Origin of the sequence: Campylobacter sp. BCW_4341, from assembly GCF_001764255.1 — a bacterium.
Taxonomy (GTDB): Bacteria; Campylobacterota; Campylobacteria; order Campylobacterales; family Campylobacteraceae; genus Campylobacter_D; species Campylobacter_D jejuni.
In genome coordinates this window covers 53,464-69,224 of record NZ_MKAH01000046.1, presented here as the reverse complement: position 1 = coordinate 69,224, position 15,761 = coordinate 53,464, and the positions used below count along the sequence as shown (strand labels likewise).

Below are 15,761 nucleotides of genomic sequence, written 5' to 3'. Positions count from 1 at the left end.
TCTATATAGTTTTTAATGTTAGCTAGCAAACTAGATCCTTTTTTAAAACGCTTTGAAGAGTTAAATTCTCTTCTTAGCAGTTCTGATATACTCAACGATATCAGTAAAATGACTACACTCTCTAAAGAACAAAAAAATTTAGAACCTATCGTTTTAAAAGCTAAAGAGTATTTAAAAACTTTAGACAATATAGAAGAAAATAAAGCTTTGCTAAACGATCCAGAACTTGGGGAACTTGCAAAAGAAGAACTAAAAACTTTAGAAGAATTAAAACCGAAACTTGAAGAAGAGATTAAAATTTTACTTCTTCCTAAGGATCCCAATGATGAAAGAAATATTTTTCTTGAAATTCGTGCAGGCACAGGTGGAGATGAGGCATCTTTATTTGTAGGAGATCTTGTAAAAGCTTATGCAAGATATGCTGAAAATCGCGGCTATAAACTTGAGATTGTAAGCTCTAGCGAAGGGAGTGTAGGTGGATTTAAAGAAATCATCATGCTTGTTAAAGGAACAGGGGCTTATTCAAGACTTAAATATGAAGGTGGAACGCACCGTGTTCAAAGAGTTCCTCAAACAGAATCCCAAGGACGTGTGCATACTTCTGCTATCACCGTGGCAGTAATGCCAGAAGTTGATGATATAGAAATCGAAATCAATCCAAACGATCTTAAAGTTGATGTTATGCGATCTTCGGGACATGGTGGACAAAGTGTAAATACTACTGATTCAGCTGTTCGTATCACTCATATCCCTACAGGTATAGTTGTAGTCAATCAAGATGGAAAAAGCCAACACAAAAATAAAGAAAGTGCGATGAAAGTCCTAAAAGCAAGGCTTTATGAAATGCAAGAGAGTGAAAGACTAGCAAAAGAAAGTGAAGCAAGAAAATCACAAGTAGGAAGCGGAGATAGAAGCGAACGCATTCGCACTTACAATTTTCCACAAAATCGTATCAGCGATCATAGAATAAATCTTACTTTATATCGCTTAGATGCCATTATGCAAGATGGGCTTTTTGATGAAATCATAGAACCTTTAATCACTCATCATCAAGCCCAAGCTTTACAAGAACAAAATTTATAAGATTTTATACAAATTAATGCTTATGTGGGAATTTATGTGGATTTCCACTAGCACCTACATGTGCAACATTTCCATTTTCTATATCATAAGCTTGACCAAAACCTTTTACAAAGCGTCCTTTTTTAAATTCAAGCTTTACTAGATGAAAATCAAGCATCTTGCGTATAGTTTTAATGCCTCCTTCTCCTCCGGTTTGTTTTTCAAACTCATCATAAATTTGATCAAATCTTTCACCTCTCTCTAAAAAGCTTGCATTTACTCTATAGCGCAATCTTTTGCGAAGTATAACAGAAGCAGCTTTACTCTCATCCTCTAAAAACATTATTTCTATATTGTTTGGATTTACTTTGATGTTGTTAAAATGTTCGCTTACTTCACTTATATAAATATAATTTCCCCATTGTGTGCTTACAAAAGGTGCATACGAGCAAACAACTTCTCCATTTGCATTTAAAGTCGCCAAAGCTACAGAATTAAAACTTAGCATAAATTCATTTAATTCTTTTTCTACGCCACTAAAATTTTGCTCGCTCTTTGCGCTCATGCAAAGGGATATTATAGTATCTTTAATCGTGTTTTCATCGGCTTTTTTAGGAAATTCCACTCGTAAATTTTCTTTATCATTGTAAACAAGATCTAAGCCATTAAAATCAACACTTTTTAGAAAAACATCTTGCACTTGCTCAATACCACCAAATTTTTTACAAAGATCAACTAAATTTGATTTATGATGATCATTCATATGAGAAATAATGCTTTCAAAATTCATTTTTATCCTTTCTTGATTTTAAAATAAAATATTAAAAAAAATGGTATCAATTATCAAATTAAAAATAACTTAAAATATATAAATTATCTATTTTAACAAAAATTTATACTAAATTAAGTTAATAAAGGATAAATTTCGTTCTAAATTATTATGATATAAATTATCATTATTTATTTTATTTAAGGAGTAAAATTTGCACCAAAATAAAAAAGATTTTAAGTTATCTTTATTTGCATTATTGCTAATAACTAATTTAAATGCACAAGAATCAAATGAAGCTATCAATCTACAAAAAGTTGTTGTTAGTGCAACAGGTTTTGAGCAAGATGCAGACTCAAATTTACGCAATGTAATCAGCATAGAAGGCAAAGATCTGCAAAATAAAGGTTATGTTTCCTTAGAACAAGCCTTAGAAAGAATTTCAGGCATTAGTTTTGTAAATTTTGGACTTGGACGCAATATAGATATGCGTGGACAAGGAGATAAATCCAATATAGCTGTAAAAGTTATGATCGATGGGCGTGCTATTAATGTTCTTGATAATTCCCATGGTGTAACCCCACTAGATAGTATCAATTTAGATAATGTAGAACGCATAGAAATCATACCTGGGGGTGGATCTGTGCTTTATGGAAGTGGTACTAGAGGGGGCGTGATTAATATCATTACAAAAAAACAAAAATCAGATGCTTTTGCTATAAATTTAAAAAGCAGTGCCTATGATCATGGTGGACTAGGTGGAAATTTAGGTATCAATGGCGCCAAACAAATAAATGAAAATTTAGCTTTTAGCTTTGATATACAAAGTTTTAACCTTGATGGATATCAAGAAGGTTATAATGAAAAAGGTTATTTTATCAACACAAAAACCTATATTGATATCAATGATAATAGCGATTTAACTTTGGGTTATAATTATTTTAAAAGCAAAAATACCAGCAGTGGCTATCTAACAAAAGCACAAGCTCAAAGCGATCCAACCCAAAAAGGCAATAGTGATAATATCACACAAATCAATCGCCCTGAAATTTCTTTGGATTATCATTACTATTTTGATGATATATGGGAATTTAACCTAGAAGCTTTTTGGCAAAATCAAAAGATCAATTATCTAAAAGATGTTTCTACAATGAGTTATGGAAGTATGAGTCTTCCTGTATATCAAAATGGAAGTGGTTTTGAAGACACACTTACAGGGATAAGTTTAAAAAACAAACTAAATTATGCAAATAATTCTTATTTTATTTTTGGTTATAAATTTGCAAACCATGATGCAAAAAGAACAAGCATTATTCATTATGATGTAAACACTAACATGAGTCATACTATGACAACGCTTATGAATATGACTAAACAAAGCCATTCTATTTTCGCTCTTGATTCTCATGAATTTAATGATATTTTTAGTATCTCAGGTGGAGCAAGATATGAATATAGTCTTTATAACACAAATAGAAATTACACTAGCAATATGATAATGCCTCAACGTCCTATAATCAAAACTGAACTTTTTTCGACCGATGATACAAGTCATAACTTCGCCTTTGAAATCACTCCAAATTTTAAATACTCAGACACAGGAAAGCTTTATATCAAATACGAAAGAGGTTTTGTCTCTCCAAGTCCAGCACAATTTGTCAATAAGGATAAAATTTCACAAAAGTATTATTCTGCAAATTTAAATCCTGAGATCTTTGATACCTTTGAACTAGGAATTGATGATTTTTGGTGGGATTTTTACGGCTTTAATCTAACTTTATTTTACACCCTAAGCAAAGATGAAATTTCTTATCTTGGAAACCCTCATGCCACAGGTGGAGGATTTTGGCAATATTATAATATAGATCAAACTCGCCGTTTAGGAGTAGAATTAAGTCTGAGTCAAAATTTTTTAGATGATGATTTAATCTTTAGAGAAAGTCTAACTTATCTTGATGCTAAAATTTCTAAAGGTGTTAATGACGGCATGAAAATTCCTTATGTTTCAAAAATCAAAGCCACAGCTGGGCTCGAATACGCTTGGAATAAAAATTTCTCAAATTTTATTGATTTAACCTATTTTTCTAGAGCAAAAGATGGTGGAACTATAGATGAAAATACAGGAAAAATGTCTAAAAATTCTTGGATAAGGGATTATTTTTTAACAGATATTGGCATGAAATATAATTATAAAAAATTACAAATTTTAGCAGGAATTCGCAATCTTTTCGATAAAAGATACTACACATACCAAGACAGTATAAATGATCAATACCTAGTTGGGAATGGCAGAAACTACTATGTTGAATTTAAATACGCATTCTAAAATTTTAGTGATTATAGGGCTTGTAGTAGCTTATATAATCGCTTCTTTTACAGCACTTTGCTTAGGAGATGAGAATTTAAACCCAAAAGAACTTTTTTCATATATCTTTAGCCAAGATGAAATTTTAAGACAAATCATCATAGATGGACGCTTACCACGCATTATAATGGCGATTTTAATCGGTATGCTTTTAGCTAGTAGTGGGGCTATCACTCAAAATGTATTTTCAAATCCTATAGCCGATCCTTATATCATAGGTATAGCTTCTGCGGCGACCTTTGGAGCGGTTTTGGCGTATTTGTTAAAATTGAATGATTATTATTATGGAATTTTAGGTTTTGTTTGCTCTGCCTTTTTTGCCCTAGGAGTTTTTAAAATTTCTTCTAAGGCTTCTATAGCGACTTTACTCATTATCGGCATAGCAGCTTCATCTTTTTTAGGGGCTTTTACTTCTTTTTTCACTTATCTTATAGGCGAGGATTCTTTTAAAATAGTCGCTTGGCTTATGGGAAATATAGGCAATGCTTCTTGGTTTCGTGTGGGAATTTTAATCTTGCCTTTAATTTTTTGTTTGTTTTATTTTTACGCTCATAAAAACGAATTAAACATACTTTTAAGCGGAGATGATGAAGCTAGAAATTTAGGGGTAAATGCTCAAAAATTAAAGATAAATTTACTCATTGTCTCATCCTTGGCTGTATCTTTTGCGGTTGCTTTTAGCGGACTTATAGGCTTTGTTGGACTCATCATTCCTCATACTATAAGACTTTTGCTTAAAAACTATGATAATGCCTTAGTTATCCCTTTATGTACAGCATTTGGAGGATTATTTTTACTTATTTGTGATACTTTAGCAAGAACTCTTTTAGCCCCTGTGCAAATTCCGATTGGAATCCTAACTGCATTTTTTGGAGCTCCTATTTTTTTATACTTGGCTTTAAGTGCTAGGAGATTTTTATAATGCTAAAAATACAAGATTTAAGCTTTGCTTATCACCAAAAAGATTTACTAAAAAACATTCATTTAGAACTTAAAAATCAGGCTTTTATAGGAATTTTAGGGCCAAATGGCTCAGGTAAAAGCACTCTTTTAAAACTTATACTTAAAAATTTAAGTCCAAATAAAGGAGAGATAAGTCTTTTTAATACAAATATCAAAGATTTTTCTCTTAAAGAATTTGCCAAAATTTGCGGCTTTGTGCCTCAAAAATCAGAATTAAACACCCCTTTAAAAGTCATCGATGTGCTTTTAATGAGCAAATATGCAAATTTAAAACACGCTTTTAGTTCTTATTCTAAAGAAGATATTATAGAAATTAAAGAATTTGCTAAGAATTTAAGACTTGAAAATTTTCTAGAAAGAAGCATACTTTCTTTAAGTGGGGGTGAATTTCAAAGAATGCTTTTGGCAAGAGCTTTGCTTAAAAAGCCAAAAATTCTTTTTTTAGATGAACCCACTTCAGCCCTTGATTTAAACTATGCTATAGAGCTTTTAAGTCTTTGCGAAAAACTAGTTAAAGAAAAAAATATAGCCGTTGTTGCTATCTTGCATGATTTAAATTTAGCTTCTATGTTCTGCGATAAAATCCTTTTTTTAAAAGAAGGGGAAATAAAGTATTTTGGAACGAGTAAAGAGCTTTTTACTCAAGAAATTTTAAAAGAAATTTATGATTTAAACTGCGAGATTATTTATAAAAATTCTAAACCTTATATTTTAGCTTTAAAGGAGAAAAAATGAAAAAAATTTTAATTATTATGAGTTTGTTTTTAATCACACTAAATGCAAAAGAACGCCTTGTAGTGCTTGATCCTGCAAGCATAGAAACCCTTTTTATGCTTAAGGCTGAAGATCAAATCGTAGGCATTGCCACTTTACAACACTCAAATATCTATCCTAAAGATCAAACCTCAAAACTTACAAGCGTAGGCACTTTTTCAAATCCTTCGCTTGAAAAAATAGTAGCATTAAAACCAAGTTTGGTGATTTTAAGTTCTTATTCTTTAAATTTAGAAGAAGGACTTAAAAATTTTGGTATCAAAAGTATCAATTTAAAAGCCGAGCGTTTAGAAGATATAACAAAAAATATCACAACCTTAGGCCAAATCACGAAAAAAGAAAAAGAAGCAGAGCTTTTAAAACAAGAATTTGCTCAAAATTTAAAAAAATTAAGCGATAAACCCTTAAATAAAAGTGCGATTTATCTTTATTCTAGCAACCCTTTAATGGCCTTTAATGATAATTCTTTAATAGCTGATATTTTAAGACTCATAGGGATTAAAAATTTAAGCCCGCAAAGTCAAATTTCAAGACCTGTTATATCAGCAGAATACATACTGAAACAAAATCCAAACATACTCATTCTTGGAATGAGTGCCAAAAATAATCTTTTAGATACAAATGCTTTATTGAAAAATACCAAAGCAGTTAAAACAGGAAGTATTTATTTTAACAAAGATACACATATATTATTACGTCTTAGTCCTAAGATAATAGATAGAATTCAAGAATTTAAAACAAAGCTAGAAAATAACAATTTTTAATCACTCAATCTTGCTTTAAAAAATTCGCAAGTTTGACAAAGTTTTTCTATGCGTTTGTTTTCTTCAAAAGCTTTTTTCATCATCTTTATACGCGGTGATTTAAAAAGCTTATCAAAGTTATTTTCAAAAACATTTCCCAAGTTAATATCTGCTTTAGTATCCAAACAGCAAGGTACTAAACTTCCATCACTTAAAATCCCAATTTGCTCTTTTAAAGCATGACATTTTCCTTTTTTATAAAGGGGTTTATCTTTTAAATTTGGCCATTTGAAAAGTTTATTTTGATGAAGCAAAATATGTCTTTGCAAGCGATTTTTACTTAAGCTTGCATCGATCTTAACTTCAAATTCTTTGGCTAAAAACTCATAAATTTCTAAATTTGACTTAGGTGCTTTAAAGTTAGCATCTAAATTCCAAAGTCTTAGATTGATAAAAGAAAGGCTTTTTTGCTCTAAATGCTTTTTGCAAAGTTCTAAAATAGGCTTAAAATACTGTTCTAAAGAAATTTTGCTTTGACTCAAAAAAGACATTAAAGAAATATTGATTTGATGGATATTCTCATACCCTAACAATAAAGCTTGATTTTTAGAATTTAGATAAAAGCCACTTGTAGTGACTTCAAGTTTCATAGCTTCACCTTTTGCAATTTTTATATAATTTTCCAAATTAGGTAAAAGCAAAGGATCACCCAAAAGATGAAAAGTAAAAAGCTCAGCTTTGTTAGAAATTTCATAAGCTAAGTTTTGAAATTTTTCTTCACTCATTACCCCGCGAATTCCTTTTTGAGAAGGACAAAAATCACATTTTAAACCACAAATATCGCTTAATTCTATATATATTTTTTTAAATTTCATTATATTTCCTAGAGTAAACATTTTACCAAAATTTATGAAATTTATTAAAATATGTAACATTTTTATCGATATTTTTATCTTTTTTATTTCTCTTCTTTATTTTTAAATATATTAAACAAAAATCACACTATACTTAAATAAAAATCTAAAATTAAGGAAGGGTTTATGCAAGAGCTTACTCGCACGAAAAAAATTCGCTCTATTATTGCTGCAAGTAGCGGAAATTTAGTAGAGTGGTTTGATTTTTATATCTATGCTTTTACAGCAACTTATTTTGCTCATACTTTTTCAACTTCAGATAATCCTGTTATCCAGCAAATCAATGCCTTTGGGGTTTTTGCAGCAGGATTTTTTATGCGTCCTATAGGCTCTTGGCTTTTTGGCTCTTTAGCTGATAAAGTAGGTCGTAAAAAATCTATGGTTATATCAGTGGTTTTAATGGCTTTGGGCTCTTTTATGATAGCAGCCTTACCAAGCAAAGATACAGTGGGCGATCTTGCTATTATCTTACTTTTAATAGCAAGACTTATTCAAGGTCTTAGTGTAGGCGGGGAGTATGGTATAGCAGCTACTTATCTTTCAGAACTTGCTACGGAAGGAAAACGCGGTTTTTACTCATCTTTTCAGTATGTAACCCTAATAGGTGGTCAACTTTTGGCCGTTGCAAGCATTAGTATAATGTTTTTATTTTTTAGCATTGATGATATGAAAGATTATGCTTGGAGAATACTTTTTGTAATAGGCGGAATTTTAGCACTAGGCTCGCTTTTTGTAAGAAAAATGATGAATGAAAGTGCTACAAAACTTCACCAGCATGAAGATCGTGGTACTTTAAAGGCATTATGCAAATCTTGGAAACCTTTTTTAATGGTACTTGGGGTTACCTCTGGAGGTTCTTTAGCTTTTTACACCATTACAACTTATACTAAAACTTTTATGGAAAATACGGGTATGGATAAAATGCTTGTTAATAATCTTTTCTTAGGTGCTTTATTTATACTAATGATCATTCAACCTCTTTTTGGATATATAGGAGATAAAATAGGTCACAAACGATCTTTAATTGTATTTTGTATTTTGGCATTGGTAGGAATTTATCCTATTTTTTCACTTATAGCCAATAACGCACAAAATAATCCTTCTTTGACATTTATGTTGGTGGTATTATTGTTTGTTATTTTAAGTTTTTATACTTCAGTTGCTGGGATTTTTAAAGCAAAACTTTTTCCTGAACATGTAAGAGCTTTAGGGACAGGTTTGGGTTATGCTATTTCAAATGCTGTTTTTGGAGGATCTGCTCCTTGGGTTGCTTTACAATTTAAAAATGCAGGTATAGAAAATGGCTTTTTTATATATATAGCTATTTTTACAATCATCATGCTTATAGCTACTTTATGTTTGCCTAAAAAATCAGAGCTTAATTAATTTTAACGCTTTTAAAGAAAGTGCCGAAAGTGCGGTACTTTCTAACTCTTTTAAGGTTTTAAATTCATAATTTTTATTTTCATTGTTTAAAATTTGATGATAAACCTTGATATTAAGTTTATACTTAGTATAGCTGTGCTTAAACTCCCCTACAAAACCCATATCTTTAGAAAGTTTATACTCTCCTTCTTTAAAAAAAGGAAAATTATACATACCCTTATAAAGCTTATCTTGGCTTTGCCCTATGGCAAATTTTTTATTAAATTCAAACAAAAAAAGATTTAAATTTACACTCTCATAAAGTATTTTTTTAGCTCTTGGATAAAGCTCTGTATGAAATTTGCCTTGACAAAAATCATACAAAGGACAAATCCCACACTTTGCATTTTTACTCACACAAACCAAAGCCCCTATATCAAGCAAGGCTTGGTTATGATCAAAAGCATGATTTAAATTTAAAAGCTCTTTAGCTCTTTTTTCAAGTTCTTTCATGCTAGGATTTTCTAAAGCAAAAAGACGAGAAAGCACACGGCGTATATTACCATCAACAAAAGAAACCTTTTGATCATAACCAAAACAAGCTATAGCACCTGCTGTATAAGCTCCTATACCGCTTAATTTTTTTAGATCCTCAACTTCTTTGGGTAATTTAGCTTCAAACTTATCCACACATTCTAAAGCTGCCTTTTTTAAATTTCTAGCACGAGTGTAATAACCAAGTCCTTGCCAAGCCTTTAAAAGCTCATCTTCATTAGCATTAGCCAAACTTTCTAAAGTAGGAAATTTTTGCAAAAAGGGGAAATAAAACCTTTCCAAAACTGATTTAACTTGAGTTTGCTGAAGCATAATTTCGCTGATATAAACTCCATAAGCTCTATCAATATGCTTTAAACTTTCATCACAATTTTGACTTTGTAAATTACGCCAAGGTAAAGTTTTGCGTCCATTTTTTTCATACCAAAGAAGTAAATTTTCTTGTAGTTTTTCAAGCTCTTTTTTTTGCATAAATGAGAGTATAACAAAAAATTTTAAAATTTTTTGCTAAAATTAGCTCAAATTAAATTATTAAGGATATCCATGTTAGCTTTTTTTAAAGGTTTAGGTATAGGTTTTTTATGTTTATTACTTTTTGTTGCAGGAGTAGTTTTTAATGTAGAATTTTTAGGCAAAAAAGACTCTAATCATGATTTATATTTTTCAAGAAATATAGAAGTAAGCAATACACTAAAACCCGATATTTTATATGCAAATATTAATTTTTGGGCAAATGAAAATTTAAGCTCAAAAATCACATTAGACAATAGTGAAAAAGCCGAAATCACAAATACTTTCAATCAAATTTTAGAACGCTCAAAAAAAGAAAATTTTTGTAGCGGAGGAAGTTTTTCTTTAGAACCTAATTTTTCCTATAAAGATGGTATACAAACTCCAAAAGGTCAAAGATTTGATGCGAATTTAGAATGTGAATTTAAAGAAAACCAACTTGCAGATTTTAACAAGCTTTTAAATGACATCAATTCTATCATAGCTAAAAATAATTTCATCAGCGTTTCAACACCAGCCATACAAACAAAATTTTCAAAAGATACACTAAACAACAACAAAGAAAATCTCTACAAAGAGCTTTTAAAAACATCATACGAATATGAAAAAACTTACTCTTTAGATCTTAATAAAACTTGTGTATTGAAAAATTTACAAGTAAATACAAATGCCAATATCACACCTAGAATGTTAAATGCAAAATCTGACAATATAGAACTTTCATCTCCAATTATCAGCGAAAAAGAACAAATTTTAAGCGCGAAAGCTTAAGTTATTTGCAAATAACTTAAGGCAAAATAAACTCCTTTTAAGTTTATTTTGCTATACTTTTATCTTCAATTCTTTCAGAAATTTATGCGGGAATAGCTCAGGGGTAGAGCACAACCTTGCCAAGGTTGGGGTCGCGAGTTCGAATCTCGTTTCCCGCTCCATAATCACCCGCCCGGGTGGTGGAATTGGTAGACACAAGGGACTTAAAATCCCTCGGAATTTTTCTTCCGTGCCGGTTCAAGTCCGGCCTCGGGCACCACTTTTTCAACATTATCAGGGCGACATAGCCAAGCGGTAAGGCATGGGCCTGCAAAGCCTTGATCTCCGGTTCGAATCCGGATGTCGCCTCCAAAAAGGCAAAACTTTACTTTATCGGGAGATGGCTGAGTGGTCGAAAGCGGCGGTCTTGAAAACCGTTGAGGGTCACACCTCCAGGGGTTCGAATCCCTTTCTCCCGGCCACCAAAACTTTCTAGTTTATCAAGCTTATGTCATTCCTAAAATTATAAAGGATGCTACAGATGAAAAATAATTTCGGTCTTACTATTTTTGTTATATCCTAAAAAACTTAGAAAAACTATGGTTAATATAACTAAAATAAGAAATAAAATGGAAAATTTAGAATTTATTATCTTAAAACAAAAATATAAAATTTTAAAAATATGTCAAATTTTAAAATACAAGGTAGGCAAATGAAAGAATTTTATATGAATTTAGCTTTAAATGAGGCTTGGAAATATCAGTTTTTAACCTATCCAAATCCGGCTGTAGGCTGTGTAATCTTAAATAAAAATGGAAAAATTTTAGCCATAAAAGCTCATGAAAAAGCTGGATTAGCTCATGCAGAACTTAATGCCATAACTCATGCTTTTAAAAGCTTAAGACCTGAAATTTCATTGCCTAAAGAAGCAAACGCCTTACATGATTTCATTTGCAAAAACCATCAAGGTGTATTTAAAGATAGCATAGCTTTTGTCACACTTGAGCCTTGCTCTCATCAAGGAAAAACACCTCCTTGCGCAAAACTCTTTAGCGAGCTAGGTTTTAAAAAAATTTTCATCAGCGTTAAAGATGAAAATAAAATCGCAAGCGGTGGGGCTGAATTTTTAAAAAAACAAGGCATAGAGGTTGAATTTGACATACTTAAAGAAGAAGGGAAAAAACTTTTAAAACCTTTTTTAAAATGGCAAAAAGGGCAATTTAAACTTTTTAAATTAGCCCTTTCTATGAATGGCTCACCTTTTGGCAAAATCGTAAGCAATGAACTAAGTCGTACTTATGCACATAAAATTAGAGCGGTGATTGATTTACTTGTAGTCGGTGGAGAAACCATAAGAAAAGATCACCCTATACTAGATGCTAGGCTTTGCAAAGCAAAAGCGCCCAATCTTTGTATCTTAAGCCGTCAAAATATAGATAATTTTGATAAAAATATCCCTTTATTTAAAGTTCCAAATCGCCAAATTTATACCCAAATTCCAAGTGAAACTAAATTTTTAATGTATGAGGGTGGAGAAAATTTTCTCAAAACCTTTAAAGATGAAATAGATATGTTTTTGATTTTTCAAAGTTCAAGTTTAAATGATGAAAAAAATGTTACAATACCTTTAAATTTCAAGCCACTTTATAGGAATTTTTTAGGGAGTGATACTTATGGCATTTATGAACTTTAGTGGATTTTTTTATGCAAGAAATGATTTAAGATTATTTAAAATAGAAAAGAAAAATGAATTAAAATCCTTTTTTTACAAAGACTACACCTTATCAAGCTATAAAGATGCTTTAAATTTAAACAATGAAATCTTTTTTTATCAAAGTTTAAAAGAAGGCTTATTTAAAGAAAATGATGAAATTTTAGTTTCAAATTTGGGTAAAAAGATCATACTTTTTAGAAATTTCACTCAAAATTGCGATAATTTTAATGAAGCAAAATTAAAACAAATATTGCTTTTATTTTTTTTATTATTAGCGAGTGTATTTTTTGCAAGTTTGGCTATGATTAATGAATTTGGAGCCATAGATCTTGTTTTTTTAATGATTTGCTTATTGCTTTTAGTGATGGGAGTAATTAATCTTGGCTTGCTTTTTAAGCAAATTCGTATTCTTAAAAGTTTTTCCAAAGAAGAAATGAAAGAATTTTTAAGTCAAAGAATGAAAAAATACACTAAAGTGTAAAAACACTTTAGCATACTGTTTTTAAATTTGTAGCAAGACCACCTAAAGAAGTTTCTTTGTATTTATAATTCATATCTTTTCCTGTTTCATACATGGTTTCTATAACCTCATCAAGGCTTACCATAGGAGTAGATTTACGTGTCATTGCCATTCTAGCAGCACTTATAGCCTTAATAGCTCCAAAGGCATTTCTTTCTATGCAAGGAATTTGCACAAGCCCTGCAACTGGATCGCAAGTTAAACCTAGATGATGTTCCATTGCCATTTCAGCAGCATTGCATGCTTTAAAAGCATTAGCCCCTAAAACTGTTGCCATAGCCGCAGCTGCCATCGAACTAGCACTACCAATTTCTGCTTGACAGCCTGCTTCTGCTCCGCTAATACTTGCATTTTTCTTATAAAAAGAACCTATAAGCATTGCTGTTAATAAAAACTCTATAGCCTTTTCATCGCTAAAACCTATAGTATGATTTTTAAGATAAAGCATAACAGCAGGGATAACAGCACATGCTCCATTTGTTGGCGCGGTTACAACTTTTGCTCCGCTAGCATTTTCTTCAGCAATCGCAATAGCATATAAAGAAATAAAATCTATAATGCCCATAGGATCAGCTGTCATCGCCACTCTTTCTTTAAGTCCTTTGGCTCTACGCTTTAAATGAAGTTTTCCAGGCAAATAATCTTCATTTGGATGCGTACCATTATAATACACTTCTTGCATTACTTCCCAAATTTCAAGACAATAAGCACGAATTTCCTCTTTAGTGTGAAATTGCAATTCATAACGATAAGAAAGCTCTGCTAAATCCCAATCTCTTTTATCGCAAAGCTCTAAAGCTTCTTTTGCATTGTTAAGCTCTATATCTAGTTTTTTCTTTTTATTTTGGTTGGAATTTTTACCTTTTTTTTCTAATTGTGCAGCTGTTAAAACAAAGCCTCCACCTACAGAATAATAAGTTTCTTCATCAACTAACCCACCTTTACAATCATAAGCTTTAATCTTCATACCATTCTCATGTAAAGGTAAAAAATCTTTGGAAAATATCAAATCTTTTTCATAATTAAAACAAAGTTTTTTCTCACCACAAAAATCAATTTGAGCATTTTCAATAGCATTTTTATTTACTTCATCTTGTATTGCTGCGCTTAAATTTTTAGCTTCTAGGCCATTTAACCCCCAAATTACAGCCTTATCACTCAAGTGTCCTTTACCTGTTAATGACAAAGAACCATAAAGAGTAACCTCAACTCTATCAATTTCATCAAGCTTTTTAGCAACTTTTTTACAAAATAAATTTCCAGCAAGCATAGGCCCTAAAGTATGAGAAGAAGAAGGACCGACACCTATTTTAAAAATGCTTAAATTACTCATTTTTTATCCTTAATTTATAAAAGATTGTGAATTGCAGCAGAAATTGCAACTATTCCCATTACCAAAATAAAAAGATCTAAAAATTTATTACGAAATCTTGCCAAAATATCAAAACGATAAATACAATAAAGCGGCATCAAGAAAAGCAAAATAGCCAAAACAGGACCACCAATAGCCTCAATAATTCCTATAACACTTGGATTTTTATACGCAACAAGCCAAGCGATAACAAAGGTAATGATCGCTGTTAAAGTTTGAGCGAATTTACCTTGAATTTTACCATTACTTGCTTTATATAAAATACCGTTTAAGCCTTCTTGAGAACCAAGATAATGTCCTAAGAAACTTTTACTAATGGCCACAAGTGCAACAATAGGCCCAACATAAGTCAGCAAAGAAACTTCAGGAAATTTATTTGCTATAAAGGTAAGAATATTGATATTTTGATCTTTTGCTGATGCAAAATCTTCTGGTGTAAAAGTTAAAGCGCAAGAAAAAACAAAAAACATTACAACAAAAACCATAAGAATAATTGCCAAAGAAATAATTTTTCTAGCGCGAGGTTCAGCATAATCACCATATTCTTTTTTACAATAACAAGCAAGTGAAGAAATAATAGGAGAGTGATTAAAACTAAATACCATCACAGGAATAACAAGCCATAAAGTAACCCAAAAATTACTTGTTGAAATTACGGAAAAATCAACATTTGTAAATAATGATGAATTCCATTGTGGAATTAAAAGCAATGAAAAAATAAATAAAAATATAATAAAAGGAAAAACAAGAAAACTCATTGCTTTTGTTACAACATTTTCACCAAGAATAGAAATCAAAACCAAAACTCCAACAATCAAAAAACTCACCCACCAACGAGCAGCATGAGTAAGATCTGCATTGAAATTAAACTGATTGATTAAGAACTCAAGCAAAGTTGTTGTAAGATTAGCACTATAAACCAATAAAATAGGTAAAATAGCAAAAAAATACAAAAGTGTAATTAAAAATCCACCGCCCTTGCCAAAATAACTTTCTGCAACAAAAGTAATATCATCTTTTGGATTAGAACTTGAAAGCACAAAGCGACATAAATTTCTATGAGCTAAGTAAGTCATAGGAAAAGCTAAAACAAGTATAACTAACAAAGGTATCAATCCACCAAGCCCAGCACTAATAGGTAACAAAAGTACACCGGCTCCAATAGCTGTTCCAAAAAGAGATAAAACCCACCTTGTATCGTGACTAGTCCATTTAGGAGTATTCATTATTCTTCCTTAAATTTAAGATTACATCTCTTTTATTTTAGCAAAATATTTATAAATAATTATTTTTTAAAAAAAATATTTTAAATCTTATGTAACATTTTGTAAATTTAATTTTATAAAAAAACAATCACTTGTATCAATAAAGTATTATTTTAAAAC

General features: G+C 30.8%; 14 protein-coding genes and 4 tRNA genes. 13 read left to right on the top strand and 5 right to left on the bottom strand.

Annotated elements, in window-relative coordinates; translation table 11 throughout:
- Positions 1 to 15 precede the first annotated feature (15 nt).
- Entirely contained in the window at positions 16 to 1,083 is a 1,068-nt protein-coding gene (gene prfA / locus AJN70_RS07905) for a peptide chain release factor 1 (RefSeq protein ID WP_002858952.1), read from the top strand.
- A gap of 13 nt (positions 1,084 to 1,096) precedes the next feature.
- Here prfA and AJN70_RS07900 read toward each other — a convergent pair whose 3' ends face one another.
- On the bottom strand, positions 1,097 to 1,852 hold the full coding sequence (locus AJN70_RS07900; RefSeq protein WP_070233518.1) for a HugZ family heme oxygenase: 756 nt from the start codon (positions 1,850 to 1,852) through the stop codon (positions 1,097 to 1,099).
- 193 nt (positions 1,853 to 2,045) lie between these two features.
- Here AJN70_RS07900 and AJN70_RS07895 point away from each other — a divergent pair, with 193 nt between their 5' ends.
- From AJN70_RS07895 to AJN70_RS07880, 4 genes are read left to right on the top strand one after another with little or no spacing between them, the layout of a single operon-like run.
- Positions 2,046 to 4,157 (top strand): TonB-dependent receptor, encoded by a 2,112-nt coding sequence (locus tag AJN70_RS07895; RefSeq protein ID WP_044794093.1) that lies wholly within the window; start codon positions 2,046 to 2,048, stop codon positions 4,155 to 4,157.
- On the top strand, positions 4,132 to 5,118 hold the full coding sequence (locus AJN70_RS07890) for a FecCD family ABC transporter permease (RefSeq protein WP_044778651.1): 987 nt from the start codon (positions 4,132 to 4,134) through the stop codon (positions 5,116 to 5,118). Before AJN70_RS07895 ends, AJN70_RS07890 begins: the two co-directional genes overlap by 26 nt.
- Complete coding sequence (locus tag AJN70_RS07885) at positions 5,118 to 5,894, top strand: ABC transporter ATP-binding protein (protein WP_070252350.1); 777 nt, start codon at positions 5,118 to 5,120, stop codon at positions 5,892 to 5,894. Before AJN70_RS07890 ends, AJN70_RS07885 begins: the two co-directional genes overlap by 1 nt.
- Positions 5,891 to 6,697 carry an ABC transporter substrate-binding protein gene (locus tag AJN70_RS07880; protein ID WP_070295677.1) on the top strand — a complete coding sequence of 269 codons (807 nt, stop codon included), beginning with the start codon at positions 5,891 to 5,893 and terminating at the stop codon, positions 6,695 to 6,697. Before AJN70_RS07885 ends, AJN70_RS07880 begins: the two co-directional genes overlap by 4 nt.
- On the opposite strand, the gene AJN70_RS07875 is transcribed toward AJN70_RS07880, so the two are convergent.
- Complete coding sequence (locus AJN70_RS07875; RefSeq protein ID WP_070295676.1) at positions 6,694 to 7,551, bottom strand: radical SAM/SPASM domain-containing protein; 858 nt, start codon at positions 7,549 to 7,551, stop codon at positions 6,694 to 6,696. The two genes, AJN70_RS07880 and AJN70_RS07875, sit on opposite strands and share 4 nt — an antisense overlap.
- Positions 7,552 to 7,716: 165 nt before the next feature.
- Here AJN70_RS07875 and AJN70_RS07870 point away from each other — a divergent pair, with 165 nt between their 5' ends.
- On the top strand, positions 7,717 to 8,976 hold the full coding sequence (locus AJN70_RS07870; protein WP_002851199.1) for an MFS transporter: 1,260 nt from the start codon (positions 7,717 to 7,719) through the stop codon (positions 8,974 to 8,976).
- Here AJN70_RS07870 and mutY read toward each other — a convergent pair.
- Entirely contained in the window at positions 8,962 to 9,981 is a 1,020-nt protein-coding gene (gene mutY / locus AJN70_RS07865; protein ID WP_002868837.1) for an A/G-specific adenine glycosylase, read from the bottom strand. The two genes, AJN70_RS07870 and mutY, sit on opposite strands and share 15 nt — an antisense overlap.
- Positions 9,982 to 10,053: 72 nt before the next feature.
- Here mutY and AJN70_RS07860 point away from each other — a divergent pair, with 72 nt between their 5' ends.
- The 7 genes from AJN70_RS07860 (at position 10,054) to AJN70_RS07830 (ending at position 12,965) form a co-directional block, all read left to right on the top strand.
- Complete coding sequence (locus AJN70_RS07860; protein WP_070295675.1) at positions 10,054 to 10,791, top strand: hypothetical protein; 738 nt, start codon at positions 10,054 to 10,056, stop codon at positions 10,789 to 10,791.
- Between the two features lie 86 nt (positions 10,792 to 10,877).
- Positions 10,878 to 10,952, top strand: a tRNA-Gly gene (locus AJN70_RS07855).
- A gap of 9 nt (positions 10,953 to 10,961) precedes the next feature.
- Positions 10,962 to 11,050: transfer RNA gene (locus AJN70_RS07850), tRNA-Leu, on the top strand.
- An 18-nt stretch (positions 11,051 to 11,068) separates the two neighbouring features.
- Positions 11,069 to 11,142 (top strand) — tRNA-Cys (locus AJN70_RS07845).
- 22 nt (positions 11,143 to 11,164) lie between these two features.
- Positions 11,165 to 11,252: transfer RNA gene (locus tag AJN70_RS07840), tRNA-Ser, on the top strand.
- Positions 11,253 to 11,452: 200 nt separating this feature from the next.
- Positions 11,453 to 12,463 carry a bifunctional diaminohydroxyphosphoribosylaminopyrimidine deaminase/5-amino-6-(5-phosphoribosylamino)uracil reductase RibD gene (ribD, locus tag AJN70_RS07835; protein WP_083262331.1) on the top strand — a complete coding sequence of 337 codons (1,011 nt, stop codon included), beginning with the start codon at positions 11,453 to 11,455 and terminating at the stop codon, positions 12,461 to 12,463.
- Complete coding sequence (locus AJN70_RS07830) at positions 12,444 to 12,965, top strand: hypothetical protein (protein ID WP_002862267.1); 522 nt, start codon at positions 12,444 to 12,446, stop codon at positions 12,963 to 12,965. The genes ribD and AJN70_RS07830 overlap by 20 nt, the downstream gene beginning before the upstream one ends.
- A gap of 7 nt (positions 12,966 to 12,972) precedes the next feature.
- Here AJN70_RS07830 and AJN70_RS07825 read toward each other — a convergent pair whose 3' ends face one another.
- Both AJN70_RS07825 and AJN70_RS07820 read right to left on the bottom strand, forming a co-directional pair.
- The gene (locus tag AJN70_RS07825; protein ID WP_002855898.1) at positions 12,973 to 14,337 is read right to left on the bottom strand and encodes an L-serine ammonia-lyase; all 1,365 of its coding nucleotides are present in this window, start codon (positions 14,335 to 14,337) and stop codon (positions 12,973 to 12,975) included.
- Between the two features lie 14 nt (positions 14,338 to 14,351).
- Entirely contained in the window at positions 14,352 to 15,602 is a 1,251-nt protein-coding gene (locus tag AJN70_RS07820) for an aromatic amino acid transport family protein (protein WP_002862268.1), read from the bottom strand.
- Positions 15,603 to 15,761: the final 159 nt, after the last annotated feature.

Excerpts from the sequence above, each read along its gene's own strand:
- AJN70_RS07825 (WP_002855898.1), bottom strand. The coding sequence starts at position 14,337 with ATGAGTAATTTAAGCATTTTTAAAATAGGTGTCGGTCCTTCTTCTTCT.
- AJN70_RS07885 (WP_070252350.1), top strand. The coding sequence starts at position 5,118 with ATGCTAAAAATACAAGATTTAAGCTTTGCTTATCACCAAAAAGATTTA.
- mutY (WP_002868837.1), bottom strand. The coding sequence starts at position 9,981 with ATGCAAAAAAAAGAGCTTGAAAAACTACAAGAAAATTTACTTCTTTGG.
- AJN70_RS07870 (WP_002851199.1), top strand. The coding sequence starts at position 7,717 with ATGCAAGAGCTTACTCGCACGAAAAAAATTCGCTCTATTATTGCTGCA.
- AJN70_RS07890 (WP_044778651.1), top strand. The coding sequence starts at position 4,132 with ATGTTGAATTTAAATACGCATTCTAAAATTTTAGTGATTATAGGGCTT.
- ribD (WP_083262331.1), top strand. The coding sequence starts at position 11,453 with ATGTCAAATTTTAAAATACAAGGTAGGCAAATGAAAGAATTTTATATG.
- AJN70_RS07900 (WP_070233518.1), bottom strand. The coding sequence starts at position 1,852 with ATGAATTTTGAAAGCATTATTTCTCATATGAATGATCATCATAAATCA.
- AJN70_RS07875 (WP_070295676.1), bottom strand. The coding sequence starts at position 7,551 with ATGAAATTTAAAAAAATATATATAGAATTAAGCGATATTTGTGGTTTA.
- AJN70_RS07860 (WP_070295675.1), top strand. The coding sequence starts at position 10,054 with ATGTTAGCTTTTTTTAAAGGTTTAGGTATAGGTTTTTTATGTTTATTA.
- AJN70_RS07830 (WP_002862267.1), top strand. The coding sequence starts at position 12,444 with ATGGCATTTATGAACTTTAGTGGATTTTTTTATGCAAGAAATGATTTA.
- AJN70_RS07820 (WP_002862268.1), bottom strand. The coding sequence starts at position 15,602 with ATGAATACTCCTAAATGGACTAGTCACGATACAAGGTGGGTTTTATCT.
- AJN70_RS07880 (WP_070295677.1), top strand. The coding sequence starts at position 5,891 with ATGAAAAAAATTTTAATTATTATGAGTTTGTTTTTAATCACACTAAAT.
- prfA (WP_002858952.1), top strand. The coding sequence starts at position 16 with ATGTTAGCTAGCAAACTAGATCCTTTTTTAAAACGCTTTGAAGAGTTA.